At 63.8% G+C, this 16,526-nt stretch carries 15 protein-coding genes; 11 read left to right on the top strand and 4 right to left on the bottom strand.

Annotation, left to right across the window (positions count from 1 at the left end; translation table 11 throughout):
* Position 1: 1 nt before the first annotated feature.
* The 9 genes from G520_RS21040 (at position 2) to G520_RS0101185 (ending at position 9,707) form a co-directional block, all read left to right on the top strand.
* Positions 2-598 carry a chemotaxis protein CheW gene (locus tag G520_RS21040; RefSeq protein ID WP_051228796.1) on the top strand — a complete coding sequence of 199 codons (597 nt, stop codon included), beginning with the start codon at positions 2-4 and terminating at the stop codon, positions 596-598.
* Positions 595-2,238 carry a methyl-accepting chemotaxis protein gene (locus G520_RS0101220; RefSeq protein ID WP_028534082.1) on the top strand — a complete coding sequence of 548 codons (1,644 nt, stop codon included), beginning with the start codon at positions 595-597 and terminating at the stop codon, positions 2,236-2,238. The genes G520_RS21040 and G520_RS0101220 overlap by 4 nt, the downstream gene beginning before the upstream one ends.
* 13 nt (positions 2,239-2,251) lie before the next feature.
* Positions 2,252-2,797, top strand: coding sequence for a chemotaxis protein CheW (locus G520_RS0101215; protein ID WP_028534081.1), 546 nt, complete (start codon positions 2,252-2,254; stop codon positions 2,795-2,797).
* Between the two features lie 9 nt (positions 2,798-2,806).
* Positions 2,807-3,604: a CheR family methyltransferase gene (locus G520_RS0101210; protein WP_028534080.1), complete on the top strand. Its 798-nt coding sequence runs from the start codon at positions 2,807-2,809 to the stop codon at positions 3,602-3,604.
* Positions 3,601-4,122, top strand: a complete 522-nt coding sequence (locus G520_RS0101205) for a chemotaxis protein CheD (protein WP_028534079.1) — start codon at positions 3,601-3,603, stop codon at positions 4,120-4,122. The genes G520_RS0101210 and G520_RS0101205 overlap by 4 nt, the downstream gene beginning before the upstream one ends.
* Positions 4,119-5,180 carry a protein-glutamate methylesterase/protein-glutamine glutaminase gene (locus G520_RS0101200; protein WP_028534078.1) on the top strand — a complete coding sequence of 354 codons (1,062 nt, stop codon included), beginning with the start codon at positions 4,119-4,121 and terminating at the stop codon, positions 5,178-5,180. Before G520_RS0101205 ends, G520_RS0101200 begins: the two co-directional genes overlap by 4 nt.
* Before the next feature lie 13 nt (positions 5,181-5,193).
* Positions 5,194-6,399 (top strand): EAL domain-containing response regulator, encoded by a 1,206-nt coding sequence (locus G520_RS0101195; protein ID WP_028534077.1) that lies wholly within the window; start codon positions 5,194-5,196, stop codon positions 6,397-6,399.
* A gap of 171 nt (positions 6,400-6,570) precedes the next feature.
* Positions 6,571-8,808, top strand: coding sequence for a beta-glucosidase family protein (locus G520_RS0101190; RefSeq protein WP_028534076.1), 2,238 nt, complete (start codon positions 6,571-6,573; stop codon positions 8,806-8,808).
* Between the two features lie 185 nt (positions 8,809-8,993).
* A complete protein-coding gene (locus tag G520_RS0101185) occupies positions 8,994-9,707 on the top strand; it encodes a TauD/TfdA family dioxygenase (protein WP_028534075.1) in 714 nt (237 codons plus the stop codon).
* A gap of 15 nt (positions 9,708-9,722) precedes the next feature.
* Here G520_RS0101185 and G520_RS21035 read toward each other — a convergent pair whose 3' ends face one another.
* Both G520_RS21035 and G520_RS0101175 read right to left on the bottom strand, forming a co-directional pair.
* Positions 9,723-10,784, bottom strand: coding sequence for a helix-turn-helix transcriptional regulator (locus G520_RS21035; protein WP_084637396.1), 1,062 nt, complete (start codon positions 10,782-10,784; stop codon positions 9,723-9,725).
* Between the two features lie 102 nt (positions 10,785-10,886).
* A complete protein-coding gene (locus G520_RS0101175; protein WP_246542743.1) occupies positions 10,887-11,885 on the bottom strand; it encodes a BMP family lipoprotein in 999 nt (332 codons plus the stop codon).
* 224 nt (positions 11,886-12,109) lie between these two features.
* Between G520_RS0101175 and G520_RS21030 the strand changes: the two genes are divergently transcribed.
* Positions 12,110-13,099 (top strand): PfkB family carbohydrate kinase, encoded by a 990-nt coding sequence (locus G520_RS21030; protein WP_051228792.1) that lies wholly within the window; start codon positions 12,110-12,112, stop codon positions 13,097-13,099.
* On the opposite strand, the gene G520_RS0101165 is transcribed toward G520_RS21030, so the two are convergent.
* Positions 13,096-14,430, bottom strand: coding sequence for a family 4 glycosyl hydrolase (locus tag G520_RS0101165; RefSeq protein ID WP_028534073.1), 1,335 nt, complete (start codon positions 14,428-14,430; stop codon positions 13,096-13,098). The two genes, G520_RS21030 and G520_RS0101165, sit on opposite strands and share 4 nt — an antisense overlap.
* 120 nt (positions 14,431-14,550) lie before the next feature.
* Here G520_RS0101165 and G520_RS0101160 point away from each other — a divergent pair, with 120 nt between their 5' ends.
* On the top strand, positions 14,551-15,450 hold the full coding sequence (locus tag G520_RS0101160; protein ID WP_028534072.1) for a LysR substrate-binding domain-containing protein: 900 nt from the start codon (positions 14,551-14,553) through the stop codon (positions 15,448-15,450).
* Positions 15,451-15,453: 3 nt separating this feature from the next.
* Here G520_RS0101160 and G520_RS0101155 read toward each other — a convergent pair whose 3' ends face one another.
* Positions 15,454-16,287, bottom strand: coding sequence for an aldo/keto reductase (locus tag G520_RS0101155; RefSeq protein ID WP_028534071.1), 834 nt, complete (start codon positions 16,285-16,287; stop codon positions 15,454-15,456).
* Positions 16,288-16,526: the final 239 nt, after the last annotated feature.

Below are 16,526 nucleotides of genomic sequence, written 5' to 3'. Positions count from 1 at the left end.
GATGGGCGCACTCAATTTGCGCAAGCACGATCAGGAACCGGTAGCCGAAGCCGTGGCCGAGATCGGTCAATACCTGACCTTCCAGCTGGCCGGCGAGACCTTCGCCATCGGCATCCTGGCGATCAAGGAAATACTGGAATACGTCCCGCTGACCCAGGTGCCGCTGATGCCGGACTTCATCCGCGGCGTGATGAACCTGCGCGGCGCGGTGGTACCGGTCATCGACCTGGCCCTGCGCTTCGGCCACGCGCCGACCGAGGCCGGGCGCCGCACCTGCATCGTCATCATCGAAATCGAACTCGAAGGACAGCAGCGCCATATCGGCATCCTGGTGGATGCCGTGCACGAGGTGCTGGCCATCGCGGATAGCGACATCGAGCCGCCGCCGCAGTTGGGCGGCGGCATCCGCGTCGACTTCATCGCCGGCATGGCCCGTGTCGACGACCGCTTCGTCGTGCTACTGCATGTGGACAAGGTATTGTCGGCGACGGAAATCAGTCTGCTGGCAGAGCAGGGGGAAATCGCGCTGGAAGCATCGACAGACGCACCGCAGGACCAAAACAAGTTAGCCGATACGATATCAGGGAGAACACAATGAGCACCAACGACAAAGGCATGAGCGTCGCCATGCGGCTGGGCCTGGCCTTCGCCAGCCTGATCGCCTTCCTCGCCATCACCGTGGGGGTCGCGCTGAACGGTTTCAGTAGCATCAACAACGAGCTGCACGACATCACCAAGATCAATAATGTCGAGTCGCGCATGGCGGCCGATCTGCAAGACGCCGTGCAGCAGGTCCGCGTCGCCTACCGCACCGTGATCATCGTGACCACGCCGAACGAGATCGCCGACGCGATGGCCAAGTACAGCGATGCCAAGCGCATTTATCTCGACCGCGAAAAAGCACTGAACGACATGCTGCAGTCGCAGCCGGGGACATCGACCGCGGAAAAGGACTTGATCGCGCAGACCATGAGCCAACGCCCGACCGCCTTCGCCTATGCCGACCAGGCGACCTCGCTTGGCGCTCAGAACAAGAACGACGAAGCCAAGGATGTGATGAACAAGCAGGCCAACCCGGCGATGGGCAAGCTGCTCGAGACCATCCACTCCTTGTCGCTGCTGGAAAACAAGCTCAGCGAGCAGGCCGCCGCGGATGCGCAACAGACCTATGCCTCGGCGCGTAATATGATGATCGCGCTGGCTGTTGGCGCCATCGTCGTCGCCACACTGATCGCGGTGCTGATCACGCGCAACCTGACCCGCACGCTGGGCGGCGAGCCCCACTATGTAGCGGCGGTGATGCGCGAGCTGGCCGGCGGCAATCTGATGGTCAACGTCGCCTTGCGCAACGGCGACACCAGCAGCGTCGTCGCCGCCATCGCGGCCACGGTCGACAAGCTGCGCGCCATCATCGGCGAGGTCAAGAGCGGCGCCGACAATCTGTCGTCGGCCTCGCAGGAACTGAGCGCCACCTCGCAATCGCTGGCGCAGGGGGCCAGCGAGTCGGCCGCCGGCATCGAGGAAACCTCGTCCTCGATCGAGGAAATCTCGTCCTCGATCAACCAGACCAACGATAATGCCAAGGTCACCGAGACCATCGCCAGCAAAGCCTCGCGCGAAGCTGCCGACGGCGGCGAGTCGGTGCGCCAGACGGTTGCCGCGATGCGTCAGATCGCCAACAAGATCGGCATCGTCGACGATATCGCCTACCAGACCAATCTGCTGGCGCTCAACGCCGCCATCGAAGCCGCCCGCGCCGGCGAGCACGGCAAGGGCTTTGCCGTGGTCGCCGCCGAAGTGCGCAAGCTGGCCGAGCGCAGCCAGATCGCGGCCCAGGAGATCGGCGAAGTCGCCACCAGCAGCGTGTCGCTGGCCGAACGCGCCGGACAGTTGCTCGAAGAGATCGTGCGCTCCAGTTCGCGCACCTCGGACCTGGTGCAGGAAATCGCCGCCGCCTCCAATGAACAGGCGGTCGGTGTCGGCCAGGTCAATTCCGCGGTGCAACAGCTGAACACGACCACCCAGCAGAATGCGTCGGCCAGCGAGGAACTCGCATCCACCGCCGAAGAGATGAGCAGCCAGGCTGAAAACCTGCAGGATCTGATGAACTTCTTCCGCCTGGAAGAAGGGGCAGGACGGCGCCGGCCGATGGCCCCGCCGCTCGCGCGCAGCACGCGCGGCAAGCGCCCCGCGCCAGGCGATGCCGCGGCGGACGAGTCCGATTTCGTTCGCTTCTGAACAGGAGAAGGCCATGAGCGCGCCCAACCGCGACACTGCGCCCGCCGCCGAGGCGGCGGGCGATACCGGCCAGTATCTGACCTTTCAGCTGGCCGGCGACACGTTCGCCATCGGCATCCTGGCGATCAAGGAGATTCTCGAGTACGTGCCGCTGACCCAGGTGCCGCTGATGCCGAACTTCATCCGCGGCGTGATGAACCTGCGCGGCGCGGTCGTGCCGGTCATCGACCTCGCGCGCCGCTTCGGCCGCGCCGCCACCCCGATCGGTCGCCGCACCGGCATCGTCATCATCGAAGTCACGTACGAAGAGCAACAGTTGTATATCGGCGTACTGGTCGATGCGGTACATGAAGTCCTGGCCATCCCCAGCAGCGACATCGAACCGCCGCCGCAGTTCGGCGGCAAGATCCGCGCCGACTTCATCGCCGGCATGGCCAAGGTCGACACGCGTTTCGTCATGCTGCTGCATGTCGAACGCGCGCTGTCGGTGGATGAAATGACGCAGTTGACCGACCTTCAAGCCGACAGCACACTCGATATGCGGCTGGAAATCGACTAGGAGCGCGGCATGCTCAGCGATGCGACTTTCCAGCGCTACAGCGCCTGGATGAAAGAACGCACGGGCGTCACGCTGCCCCCGTGCAAAAAGCCGCTCGTGCAGCAACGCCTGCACAAGCGGCTGATAGCACGGGGCGTCACGACGCTGGAGGGCTATTTCCGCCTGTTGCAGGCGGCGGAAGAGGACGAAGAGCGAACCATCGCCATCGATCTGCTGACCACGCACGAGACCTATTTTTTTCGCGAAGCCAAGCATTTCGACTGGCTCAAGCAGCGGCTGCGCGAGTGGCCGCGCGAGCAGCCGTTCCGCTTGTGGAGCGCGGCGTCCTCGACCGGCGAAGAGGTGTGGAGCCTGGCCATGCAGCTGGCGGATGCACGCGGCGTCGATGGCGACTGGCAGCTGCTCGGCAGCGACGTCAGCAGCCATGCGCTGGACAAGGCAAAAAACGCGCATTACAGCATGCAGCGCAGCGAGGGGATTCCGCCGGAGTTTCTGCGCCGCTACTGCCTGAAAGGCACCGGTCACCATCAGGGCACCTTGCTGGTCGACCGTTCGCTGCGCGCGCGCGTGCAATTCGCCCAGATCAACCTCGACCAGACGCTGCCTGCCATCGGCCCCTTCGATGTCGTCTTCTTGCGCAATGTACTGATCTATTTCAACAACGACACCAAGTCGGCCGTGGTGCAACGGGTCATGACGCGCATCGCGAAAGGCGGCTGGCTGGTGGTCAGCCATTCGGAAAGCCTGCACGGTCTGTCTTTGCCGCTGACCCTGGAGGCGCCGGGCATTTACCGGAAGCCGGGATGACACTACTCGTGCGAGAAGACGTGTTCCTGCGTCCGGGGGAATGGCACTTCGGTGACGCACCGGAACGGATACGGACCCTGCTCGGTTCCTGCGTCTCCATCACCTTGTGGCATCCACGGCTCAAGGTCGGCGGCATGTGCCACTACCTGCTGGCGACGCGCAGCGAGACCGACGGCGCCCTGTCGGGACGTTATGCGGATGAAGCGATGCTATTGCTGTTGCGCGCCATGCTGGCCACAGGAAGGCCGATCAAGGAGTTTCACGCCAAACTGATAGGCGGTGCCGCGGTGCTGCCAACCATCGAACGCAATCTGCCGGTGCACGACGTGCCGGGCCGCAATATCGATGCGGCACGCACGCTTGCGCGCCAGCTGGGACTGAATGTACAAGCCGAAGACGTGGGCGGGACCAGCGCACGGCTGGTCATGTTCGATATCGATAGCGGCGACGTGTGGGTCAGACAGACACAGGTCAGCGACATCAGCACCGAACCGGAAATCAGGAGAGAAAAGCGATGAGCATCAAACTGATGATAGTCGATGATTCGGCCGTCGTGCGGCAGGTTCTGGCGCAGGTGTTCGCCACGGTGCCCGATGTCAAGGTCATGGACACGGCGACCGACCCCATCATGGCCATGGACAAGATGAAGAAACAATGGCCCGATGTTCTGGTGCTCGATGTGGAGATGCCGCGCATGGACGGCATCACCTTTCTCAAGCAATTGATGCAGACGCACCCCACTCCGGTCGTGATCTGCTCATCGTTGACGCAGAAAGGCGCCGATATCAGCATGCAGGCGATGGCGGCGGGCGCCGTCGAGGTCATTGCCAAACCGCAGTCCGGCGTCAAGCAGTTTCTCGAGGAAAACGGCAATATGCTGGTCAGCGCGGTGCGTGCCGCCGCATGCGCACGCATGAGCCGCGTGCGCACGATGGCGCCGACGCCGCTGGAAGCGCGTCCGAAACTGTCCGCCGACGCCATCCTGACCGCACCGACCGGCGGCGGCATGTTCCAGACCACCGAGCGCATCGTCGCCATCGGCACCTCGACCGGCGGGACGCAGGCGCTGGAAGTGGTGCTGACCGCCCTGCCGCGCACCAGCCCCGGGCTCGCCATCGTGCAGCATATGCCGGAAAAATTCACGGCCTCTTTCGCCGAGCGCCTGAATCGCCTCAGCGAGATCGAAGTCAAGGAAGCCAGCAATGGCGACCGGATTCTTCCGGGACGTGCCTTGATCGCGCCTGGCGGTAAACATATGATGATAAAGAGAAGCGGTGCGTTTTATCATGTCGAAGTCGTGGACGGTCCGCTGGTCAGCCGCCACAAGCCATCGGTCGACGTGTTGTTCCGTTCCGCGGCGAAGTTCGCCGGTCGCAACTGTCTGGGCATCATCATGACCGGCATGGGCGACGACGGCGCCAAGGGCTTGCTTGAAATGCACGACGCCGGGGCACGCACCATCGCCCAGGACGAGGATAGCTGCGTCGTATTCGGCATGCCCAAGGAAGCCATCAAGCTGGGCGCCGCCGATGAGGTGCTACCGCTGGATAATCTGTCGCGGGCCATTTGCCGCTGAGCCGGGAACCGACATGCCCCCGTTTGCGATCGCAGACATTCTGATCGTCGAAGACAGCCTGCTGCACAGCCAGCTGGCCGCCTCGCTGTGCCTCGAACTCGGCGCGAGCGAGGTCCGCGAGGCGCGCGATGGGCAAGCCGGACTGGAGCGCATGCGCGAACGACTGCCCGAGCTGCTGCTGCTCGATCTGGAAATGCCGCGCCTCGACGGCGTGCAAGTCCTGCAGCATATGGCGCGGGACAATCTGCGCGTACCCGTGATCGTCACCTCGGGCAAGGACTATATGCTGATTTCGGCGGTCGAGCAGATGGGGCGCGAACTGGGCCTCCCCATTCTCGGCGGCCTGAAAAAACCGCTGCGCAAGCAGGACCTGGTCGATCTGCTGCGCCGGCGTTGGGGACACGATGCACTGAGCGCTCAAGCGGAAGACCTGTGCTCGGACACCGAGATCCGCCTGGCGCTGGACAGCGGTCAGATCATTCCCTACTACCAGCCCAAGGTGACCCTGGACAACGGCCGGCTCAAGGGAGCGGAGATGCTGGCGCGCTGGAACCATCCCGACAAGGGCATCATCCCGCCGTCCCGCTTCATTCCGGTCATGGAGGCCTGCGGCTGGGTGACCGAGCTGACGCTGCTGATGCTGGAACAGGGCCTGAAGCAATGGCAGGAATGGGCACGGCACGGCATCCGGATTCCGCTGTCGGTCAATCTGTCGGCGCTGTCGCTCAAGGGCGACACCCTGGTGCCCGAGATCGAAGCACGGCTGCGCGCGAGCCGTGTCCCCGCGCGTTACACCATCTTCGAAATCACGGAAACGGCAGTGGCCGACAATCTGGCCGAAGCGATAGGCATCGCCGCCCGCCTGCGGCTGTCCGGTTTCGGCCTATCCATCGATGATTTCGGCACCGGCTTCGCCACCTTGCAGCAGCTCACGCGATTCCCGTTCACCGAATTGAAAATCGACCAATCGCTGGTCACCTCGGTCTGCGAGAAGCCCCACCTCGAAGTCATTCTCAACAGCATCATCGAGCTCGCACAGCGCATGCAACTGTCGACGGTGGCCGAAGGAATAGAAACGGTTGCCGACCTCGAATTCATGGGAATGCGCGGCTGCAGCATGGGCCAGGGCTACCATATTGCACGACCGATGGACGCCCCCCGCTTCGGCGACTGGGTCAAGCAGCACCTTGCCGCCATACAGCCCGCCCAACCGCGCTGACCCTGCCTTTTTCCACACTACGCGCACCCGCCAGGCAAAGCATGCCACCGACAGTCAAGGCTGACCTCGCCGAGCGCGCTACAGTCCTGTCGATACTGCTGACGCCTGTTCGATCCAGCAGCGATAGCATTAAGACATGACACATCACAAGACATATAAAAGGAGTTGCGCATGCACTACGCTCGTTTATCCCTGCTCACCCTCGCATTGCTCTCAATCGGCTTCGGCAGCGCTCACGCGGCGCCGTTCGCGACCGACGCCGCAGCCGATGCGCAAGCCGCGACCTGGGTCAGGCAGATGACGCTGGACGAAAAAATCCAGCTCGTGCACGGTGCCGGCATGGGGGTTTCCCCGGTCGGAGGCGCCAGTTATATCCCGGGCATCCCCCGCCTCGGCATTCCGGCCCTGGCCAGCGCCGACTCCGCCGGTGGCGTGGGCGGCCTGAACGTACCGGACAGCAAGGCAACGCAGTTCCCGGCCCCGCTGGCGCTGGCCGCGAGCTGGAACCCCGAACTCGCGCACGCCTACGGCAGACAGATTGCTCTGGAACTGCGCGCTCTCGGCTTCGGCGAAGGGTTGGGCGGCGGCATCGATCTGGCGCGCGAGCCGCGCAATGGCCGCACCTTCGAGTATATGGGCGAGGATCCGGTGCTGGCCGGCCTGCTGTCGGCCGCACGCACGCGCGGCACGCAGGAACAGAATGTGATCGCCACGGTCAAGCACTTCGCCGCCAACGATCAGGAGACCAAACGCTTCACGTCCAACTCCATCATCGATGAACGCACCCTGCGCGAACTGTCGCTTCTACCGTTCGAAATCGCGGTCAAGGACGGCGGCGTCGGCAATGTGATGTGTTCCTACAATCTGCTGAACGGCATCAAGGCCTGCCAGAATCCCTATCTGCTGACCGATACGCTGAAAAACGAGTGGGGCTTCAAGGGGACCGTCCAGTCCGACTGGATCGCCGCGGTCAATGACACGGTGCCGGCGGTGATGGCCGGACTCGACGAGGAAGAACCGGGCTCGTCCGACGATAATGCCGTCATCTACGGTGTACACAGCCATTTCAACCAATGGTTGAAAGCGGCGGTACAAAGCGGCCAGGTACCGATGAGCCGTCTCGACGATATGGTGGCGCGCAAGCTGCGCACCCTGGTCAAATTCGGCATCGTGGCCAACCCGCCCAAGGCCGGCGGCACGATCGACGTCAGCGCCGCCCGCGCGCTCGCGCAGAAGGTCGCCGAACAATCGATGGTTCTGCTGAAGAACCATCAGGCCGCGTTGCCGCTCGACCCGGGCGCGGCCCAGACTATCGTCTTGATCGGCGGGCATGCCGACGTGGGCGTAATGGCTGGCGGCGGCTCCGGCGGCTCCGGCGTCCAGTCGAGTGGAGCCGCACCGTCAGCGAACAACCCGGTCGCCTGCCTCGAGCCCAAGTCCAGCATCGGCGACATGCATATGATGACCGGCTGCGCCACCTACTTCACTTCGTCGCCGCTGGCCGCGTTCAAAGCCCGTGCCCCCAAGGCGAACATCAGCTACGTTGACGGCCACGATGCCGCCGCCGCCGCGAACGCCGCCGCCAAAGCCGATGTCGCCATCGTATTCGCGACGCAATGGACGAGCGAAGACATGGACCTGCCCTCGCTCGCGCTGCCGAACGCCAAAACCGACCCCGCCAATCAGTCCTATGACCAGGAAGCCCTGATCCGGGCGGTCGCCGCCAAGAGCAAACGCACGATCGTGGTATTGGAAAACGGTAGTGCTGTCACCATGCCGTGGCTGACTCAGGTATCCGCCGTCCTCGATGCCTGGTACCCGGGCATGGAAGGCGGACCGGCGCTGGCCCGGGTGCTGTTCGGCGACGTCAATCCCTCGGGCAAGTTGCCGCTGACCTTCCCCAAGGCCGAGACCGACCTGCCGCAGAAGCAGATTTCGACCACCTCGCTCGACGTGGTATACAAGGAAGGCCTGCAAATGGGCTATCGCTGGTACGACGCCCGGAAAATCGAACCGCTGTTCGCCTTTGGCTACGGTCTGTCCTACACCCGCTTCGCCTACTCCGGCATCAAGAGCCATACCGACGCCCAGGGCAGGGTGACGGTGTCGTTCACGCTCAAGAACACGGGTGATCGTGCCGGCGCCGAAGTCGCTCAGGTTTATGCCGCCCTGCCCGCCTCCGCCGGCGAACCGCCCAAGCGGCTGGTGGGCTGGAAGAAAGTGGAACTGGCGGCCGGCCTGGCGCAACGCATCGATATCGATATCGCGCCGCAGCGGCTGGCGATCTGGAATGTCCACACGCATCAGTGGCAATTGCCGGCCGGTCGCTACGGTTTCGAAGTCGGCGGCTCCTCGCGCGCGGTGGAACCGCTGCTGACCGAAACCCGCCTCACGGGTTCGATGCTGTAAGCCTTGCGCGGGCGGCGGCTGGCCGCCCGCACCTCTCCCGCCTCCCCCGGCAACACCGATCCTGCAGCCTTTTCTGAATCTCCGGCAGGGACTCTCTGCTTCTACTGCTGCCCCATGGCGACCCGGTTCCGATTCCCGTATCAATGAAAGCCCCCCTCTTTCGATAACAGAGAAAGGATATCCCCGTGGACCGAACCGACCCGCAGTTCGCCTGTTGGCACCCCGCACAAGGACTCTCCCGCTTGCGCGACACTTTCGAGCAACGGGGTCTCGTCCTGCTCCAGGGCATCGCAAGCCCCGCCGAATTCATCGGACAACTTGGCCAGATGGGGAGCGTGTACCATCGGCAGGACGAGGACCGACCCGGCCTGTCGCATATACGCCCCGACCGGAGCATCATGGCCCGCTATCACTTCGACCCCGAGCAGACCGCGCTGGAGCCGCACACCGACCGTTGCGCGCTCGCCCACCCTCCGCGCATGCTGGCCATCTGGGTAGAGCGTCAGTCCCGGATAGGCGGCACGTCGCTCTTTGTCGATGGAGAGGCGCTGTATGCCGACGTGGCGGTCCATTGCCCCGATATCATGTCCACGCTCTGCCGACCCGGGGCCATCGTCTATAAATCCGACGACGGGGACTTTGTCGAGAGCAGCATTTTCAGCTTGGCCGGCGGCCGGTTTTCCATCCGCTTCAAGCTGGACAAGATGGTATACCTGGCCCCCGATCTGGCTGCCGTCCTGCCCCGCTTTCAGGAAACCATACGCACCAGCGCCCTGAACCTGCGGATCGCGTCGCACGAAGGGTATCTGATCGACAATCTCCGCTGGTTGCACGGCAGGACGGCATTCATGGGCGAGCGCTCGGCCTGGCGGCTGCTGATAGAAGAGCTTGCGGGTTAGCGACCACAGCGCAGCTCAGCGACCGTGCAGAGCCCGGAAGCGCTGGGGCGACTCGCCCCACTGCGCGCGGAAAAACCGCGACAGCGAGCTTTGCGACAGAAAACCGAGCCGGTCGCTGATATCGACGATCGCATAGTCGGTTTCCAGCAGCAGACGCTTGGCCTCCGCTGCCCGCACCCGTGTCCACAGCGACACGAAGGTGCAATCTTCCTCTTTCAGCCGCCGCAGCAGGGTCCAGCGCGACATGGCGAAATGCTCGCATACATCCGCCAGCGCGCGCGCACAGTCGCCGCCGTTCGGCGTGGCGCGCATGCGCGTCTCCAGCACCGCCTCCACCTGCTGCATGAAGCTGCGCCGCGCGGCCAACTGCCCCCGCGCTTCGGACAGACATTCGCGAAAATAGCGTTCGGCCAGCGGATTGTGTCTGCGGTAAGGCGCATCCAGCGCATCGGATACACAGAGCAGTCGGTTATGCGGCTGCCCGAAGCGGATGCCGACGCCGAAACGCTCCTCCAGCTCCGATACCGCGATGCCGAGCCCGCCCTGGAGATCCAGCTGAATATCGGCGGCGGCGCCATCGAGCAGATGGCGCAGAATCAGACGCACGATGTTGAAATTACCGAACGCACTGGCGGACGAGCGCCCGAGTCCGGCTTCGTTGACATAGTCGAGCACGATCCGGCCCGGCCCCTGCGTCAGGCGCACGAAATCGACTTCGCCAAGCAGGCAGCGGTTTTCCACATAGGCGTTCACGCCCTGCCGCGGCGTGGCGCAGTTCGACCATAGCGCGGTCAGCGCGGGAAAATTGGCATACAGCGCATCGAGGGCGAGGGGAAAATCGTCGATATCCAGCGGCAGACGTTCGCACAAATTCAGGATGCGCAGGTGTTTGTCGCCCGACAGGCGACCGTCGCCGTTGTACAGGTCGGCGGCGGTGATGCCGGTCAGGCTGAGAAAATCGGCTTCGCTCATCCCTGCGCCAAGAGCCCGGCGCATGAACAAGGGCAGCAACTCGACCGAAACGGTCTTGTAACGGATTCCGTCCGGCATGGGCAGGGTCAGCACGCGGCACCTCATGATGACAAGCTCCGCGCCCGGTCGGGCGCGATCAAGAGCTGCATTATAAATGCCGGGCGCGGCAAGAGGGCTGCCGGATATCAAACGGCGGCGCTGCGCCGATCAGCTCACCGGACAGGCATTGCGGCTGCGATAGTCGACGACCTTGAGCCGACCCGCGACGATCCCGTCGCGCGCGGCATTGATACGCGCCTCCATCTCCGGGGTGATCAGCGCGCGGTTATGCGCGTCGAGAGCCCAGTCGACGCCGCCTTCTTTCAAACCGAATGAAGTCGCCCCCGCCTTCCACCCTTTCTCTTTACCCGATTTCATCGCCGCATAGACCGCGTTGTCCACCCGCTTGACCATCGAGGTCAGCACGGTTCCCGGATACAAGCCGTTCTGATTGCTGTCGACGCCAATGGCTAACTTGCCCGAATCCCTCGCCTGCTGCAGGACCCCGAGCGTAGTGAGGTTGGCCGCCGAAAAAATAACATCGGCACCGCGGTCAAACTGACTGCGCGCCAGCTCGGCACCTCGGGCAGGGTCGCTGAACCCGATCTGGGTGTCCCACGCCATGTTCTGTATTACTCTGATTTTTCCGTCTACAAAGCGAGCACCCTGGACATAACCGCAAGCGAAGGAGCGGATCAGCGGCAATCCCATGCCGCCGATAAACCCAACGCTACCGCTACGGCTCTTCATGGCGGCGGCCATGCCGACCAGAAATGCCCCTTCCTGCTCGCGGAACAGGACACTTGCTACATTAGCCCCGCGTGCCGCCGCATCGATCATGACAAAGCGAGTGCGCGGAAACTCGCGCGCCACGATTTCCACCGCCGGGGTGAAAGAGACCCCGACGGCGATTACCATGTCGGCCCGTCGCGCCATCGCCCGTAGACTCTGCTCCTTCTGCGTGTCATTGGTGGTCTGGACTTCCAGATAGCGTGCCGCGAAGTCTTTCTTGAAGCGCTCCGCCCCGACAAACGCCATCTCGTTGAAGCCCTTGTCGTATTTATTTCCCCCGTACACCAAAGCCGGCAGAAACTCTCGTGCACTGACGGGTGCCGCCAGCAGTATCGCCAACAGGACGCCTGCGGCGCCGCTCGGTTTGTTCATCATCGTCGATCCGACCCTATGCGAATGCGTTGGACACAGCACCGAACGGGGCGCCCCATGCGCTATCCCTGTCTTCGGCCAAGAAAGGCTAGGGCAGCGCAAGCGCCGCCGCCAGCTTACGCGGATCGGGTGGGGTCAGCCGTTCCACTCTGCCTTGACGGCCTGGCCGCTGTTTCTTAGCTTGATCAAAGTCTCCAATTTTAGATAACCAAACGATGACAACTGTTATGGGTACGACCGAAAGCCGCGCGAATCGTTATGCCGTCGTTATTGGCGATGCGAATCTGGACATCACGGGCACACCTGACGTAGCGATGCGTTCACGCATGCCCCACCCCGGCTCGATACGCACCAAGCCCGGCGGCTGCGCCCGTAATGTGGCGGAGAATCTGGCCCGCCTCGGCTGCGACACCCGCCTTGTCAGCGTCTTCGGCGATGATGCCGACGGTCGCGAATTGATGGCAGTCACCCTTCTGACGGGGGTCGACCTTTCCCCATCGCGGATCATCACCGCGACCCCCACCGCGAACTGCCTGCTCGTTTATGACGGTGATGGCGAAATTTTCTGCACCGTCGGCGACGTATCCATCGTCAGCCAGATCACCCCCGAGCGCCTACAGGAGCACAGCGCACTGTTGCAAGATGCCGCCCTGATCGTAGTCAATACCGTGCTCCCCGCAGCGACGCTAGCCTACCTGTGCGAGCACTACGGCGATCGCCCGCTCTTTGTCGATACCATTGATGCCCTTCTGGCCGACCGCATCCGCCCGTGGCTGGCGCGCGTACACACGCTCAAGCCCAACCGTGCGGAAGCGAGCCAGCTGTCGGGGCTGCCGTTCGGCTCGCGCGAGGACGCCGCTCCCGTCGCCGCGTGGTTCCACCGCGCCGGCGTCGCGCACGTGGTATTGAGCCTGGGCGAATACGGCCTCTACTACAGCAACGGCGCGGATGCCGGCTGGATGACACCGCCGCAGGTCACGATCGCCAACACCACCGGGGCCGGCGACGCGCTGATGGCCGGACTCGCCTACGGCTGGCTGCAAGGGCTGCCTTTCGTCGAGACCACGCGTTTCGCCCTCGGCTGCGCGGCGCTGACCTTGACCTGCGACGACAACACGCACCCCGCCCTGTCGGCGCAGGCCGTCGGCAGACTGCTGCAAGAAGGCGCTCCGCCGTCGGCGCGGACGGACGTCCGCCTCGACGCCGCACGCCCCTAGCCGGCGATGTCGCGCTCCAGCACCGGCCAGCGCCCCTGGTTGGCGACGATGAGGTCATCGAGGATAGCGCGGGCGACATCGGCCGATGGCACGGTCCGGTTCAGCGTCAGCGCCTGCAAGGCCTTGGAGTAAGAGTTTTCCAGCGCGGCTTCGACTGTCAGTTGCTCGTAAGCGTTCTGCTGGACCATCAGTGCGCGCTGAAAGTGCGGCACCTCGCCGACGGCAAACGCTTCGACGCCGTGCGTGGAGACCAGGCCGTGGACTTCGACGATAGCCTCATCGGGCACGCCCTTGACCGCGCCGCGATTGGGGACATTGACCGTCGTGCGCAACGGCGCGCCGCCCAGCAGCGCCCGGACATGGTCGACGATGAAATCGCCATGCACGCCGCGGGCGAGATCGCTGTCGGCGACCGAGCCGGCCGCGACACAGCGGTCGCACTCGGCAAATACCGTTTTCTCGCGCGTATCCATGACCCGGTTCGCGCGGGTGTAGTCCGGGCGGCTCTCCGCCACCATCTCTTCGCCGAAGAAGTAATACTGCAGATACGTGTTGGGAATGAATTCTGGAAAATATCCCAGTGTCTTGCTCAAACGCTCGAAGGTTGGAATCCAGTCGGCATTGACATGCTCGTCCTCGAACAGCTTGAGCTTTTCGCCGCCGAGCAGGCGCGCGCGCAGCCCCGGCAACACATCGCGGCCGTCGCGCGCCCAGATATGGCGCCACCACCCGAAGTGATTGAGTCCGACATAGTCGAAAGCGAGATCGGCATGTTCCACGCCCAGCGTCATCGCCAGCAGGCGCTCGATCACGATGGGCATATCGCAGATGAACAGACACTTCAGATCCGGAAATTCGCGCCGCCACAGCTCGGCCAGGATGGCTGCCGGATTCGAGTAGTTGAGCACCCAGGCATCAGGCGCGTAGCGGCGCAGATCGCGTCCGATCTCGATCATGTCGGGAATCGAGCGCAGGGCGAAGGCAAAACCGCCGGGGCCGCAGGTCTCCTGTCCGACGACGCCGTGACGCAATGGAATCTGCTCGTCCAGCGCCCGCATCGGCAGACCGCCGGAGCGGATCTGGGCGAACAGAAAGTCCATGCCGCTGAACGCCTGCTCGCGATCCGTGGTCACGACCACTTCCACCTCGGGGGCATGAGCGGCCAGCAGCAGCCGGACGAAACCGCCCATGCGAGCGACGCGCTCGGCGTCGCAGTCGAGCAGCACCAGCTTGCGCAGAGGCAGGACGTCATGCGCGTCGAGTATCGATTTGACGATGCCGGGGGTATAGGTCGAGCCGCCGCCGATGATGGTCAGGTGGTAGGTTTTCATTATCGCTCCTGGTTTATGACTGAGTTTTGTTCACGTAAACAGCCTAGTCCTGACGATAGGCATTGAACAAACGCACAGAGCAGGGCTATGGTTGAGTAAATTTCATCCATAGCCCACACCATGGCATTCTCCGATTTCACCAGCCTGTATTTTTTCGAGCGTGTCGCACGCTGCCTGAGTTTCAAGCTGGCCGCCGAGGAGATGCACCTCACGCAAAGCGCGCTCTCGCACCGCGTGCGTACGCTGGAAACGCGCCTCGGCTTCGTGCTGTTTACCCGCCAGACGCGGCGCATCGAATTGACGGCGGAAGGCGAACGCCTGTTTCTGCTATTGAACCGGAACCTCGCCGCCATCGGCGACGAGATCGAGGATATCCGTTTCAATGCCCTGCGCGGCACCCTAGGCGTGGGCTGCACCCCGACCTTTGCCCAGCACTGGCTCGCGCCTCGCCTGCCGTCGTTCAACCGGCGCTATCCGGATCTGAGCCTGCAGTTGCGCTCCAAGGGCAGCCGCGTCGATTTCAACCTGTACCCGAGCGATGTCTGGATCGATTATGGCGACGGCCATTATCCGGGCCTGTCCGTCACGCCTCTGCTCGATGAGGTATTGCTGCCGGTGTGCAGCCCCGACTATGCACGGCATATGGGGCTGTGCGATGCGCCGGAGGCCTTGTTCGACTGTCTGCTGCTGCATGATGTGGAATCGATAGAACAGAACGATTACCGGTGGGAATGGCGCAGTTGGTGCGCGGCGGCGGGCCTGGGCAGCCCTGAACACTGCCGCGAGTATAGTTTCACGCATTACGACGCGGCGATCATCGCCGCCCGCGCGGGACTCGGGGTCGCAATGGGGCGCTATCAACTGGCGCGGCCGCTGCTGGACAGCGGCGAGCTGACGGCGCCGTTCGACGCCGTCTACGACCCCGGACTCGCCTACTATCTGGTCGCGCGCAAAGACAGGATAGAGCAGCCGCGCGCCCGCGCGTTCCTATCCTGGCTCATGGACGAGATTGCAGGCTGAGCATCAGATCATCTCCAGCGCGCGCTTGCGCGCGGGAGGCGCGAACTGGCTATCGAGCTGCGCCAGTTCCTCGTCGGACAGGACAAGGCTCCCGGCCTCGTAATTCAAGCGCAGATGCGCGATCTTCGATGTCTGCGGGATGGCGATGGCGTCCGGCCGGCGCAGGACCCAGGCCAGTGCCACCTGCCAGTGGCTGACACCGCGTTGCGCGGCGATCGCGGCGATCGCGCCGCCGTTTGCGACCCGCCCCTGTTCGATCGGGCTATAGGCCATCAGCGGAACATCGTGCGCACGCATCCACGGCAGCAGGTCGAACTCGGGGCCGCGCCGGGTCAGGTTGTACAGCACCTGATTGACCGCGCAGCGGTCTCCACCCGGCAAGGCAAACAATTCTTCCATATCGTCGGTATCGAAGTTGCTGACGCCCCAGTAGCGGATCTTGCCGGCAGCGCGCAAGTCTTCGAAGCCGGCGATGGTTTCGGCCAGCGGTTCACGCCCGCGCCAATGCAGCAGGTAGAGGTCGAGCCGGTCGGTGCGAAGGCGACGCAGGCTCTGCTCGCATGCATGCTGCACGCCGCGGCGGCTCGCATTGTGCGGGTAGACCTTGCTGACCAGGAACACCCGCTCGCGCAGGCCGGACAGGGCCTCGCCCAAAAACTGTTCAGTCAGACCCTCGCCATACATCTCGGCAGTATCGATCAGCGTCGTGCCCAGTTCGACGCCAAGCCGTACGGTCGCGATTTCATCGCGTCGATGTGCGGGGATTTCCCCCATCGACCAGCTCCCCATGCCCAGTGCGGGAACCCGCTCGCCCCCCGGCAACGTCACGGTACGCATGCTCGCCCTCCTCTATCGATCTCCACTAGAGTATACGGCATGCATCACGGCGCCGGTCGCCAGGCTGACGATCAGAGCGCAGCCAGGCCATGGTGCCCGGCAAATGTCACCCCGCCCGGAATGAGGCCGGGGCGAGCGCGCCGAGCAGAGCGCAACAATGCGGGACGAGGCCATGCGCGGGCCCGGATCACGTCTTTCGCGACCTGACGACACGAACCGGCGCGGGAGCAAGCCCACCC

This window comes from Paludibacterium yongneupense DSM 18731 (assembly GCF_000422925.1).
GTDB lineage: Bacteria > Pseudomonadota > Gammaproteobacteria > Burkholderiales > Chromobacteriaceae > Paludibacterium > Paludibacterium yongneupense.
Note: the sequence above shows the minus strand (reverse complement) of the source record. Positions and strands in the feature narration are given on the sequence as shown.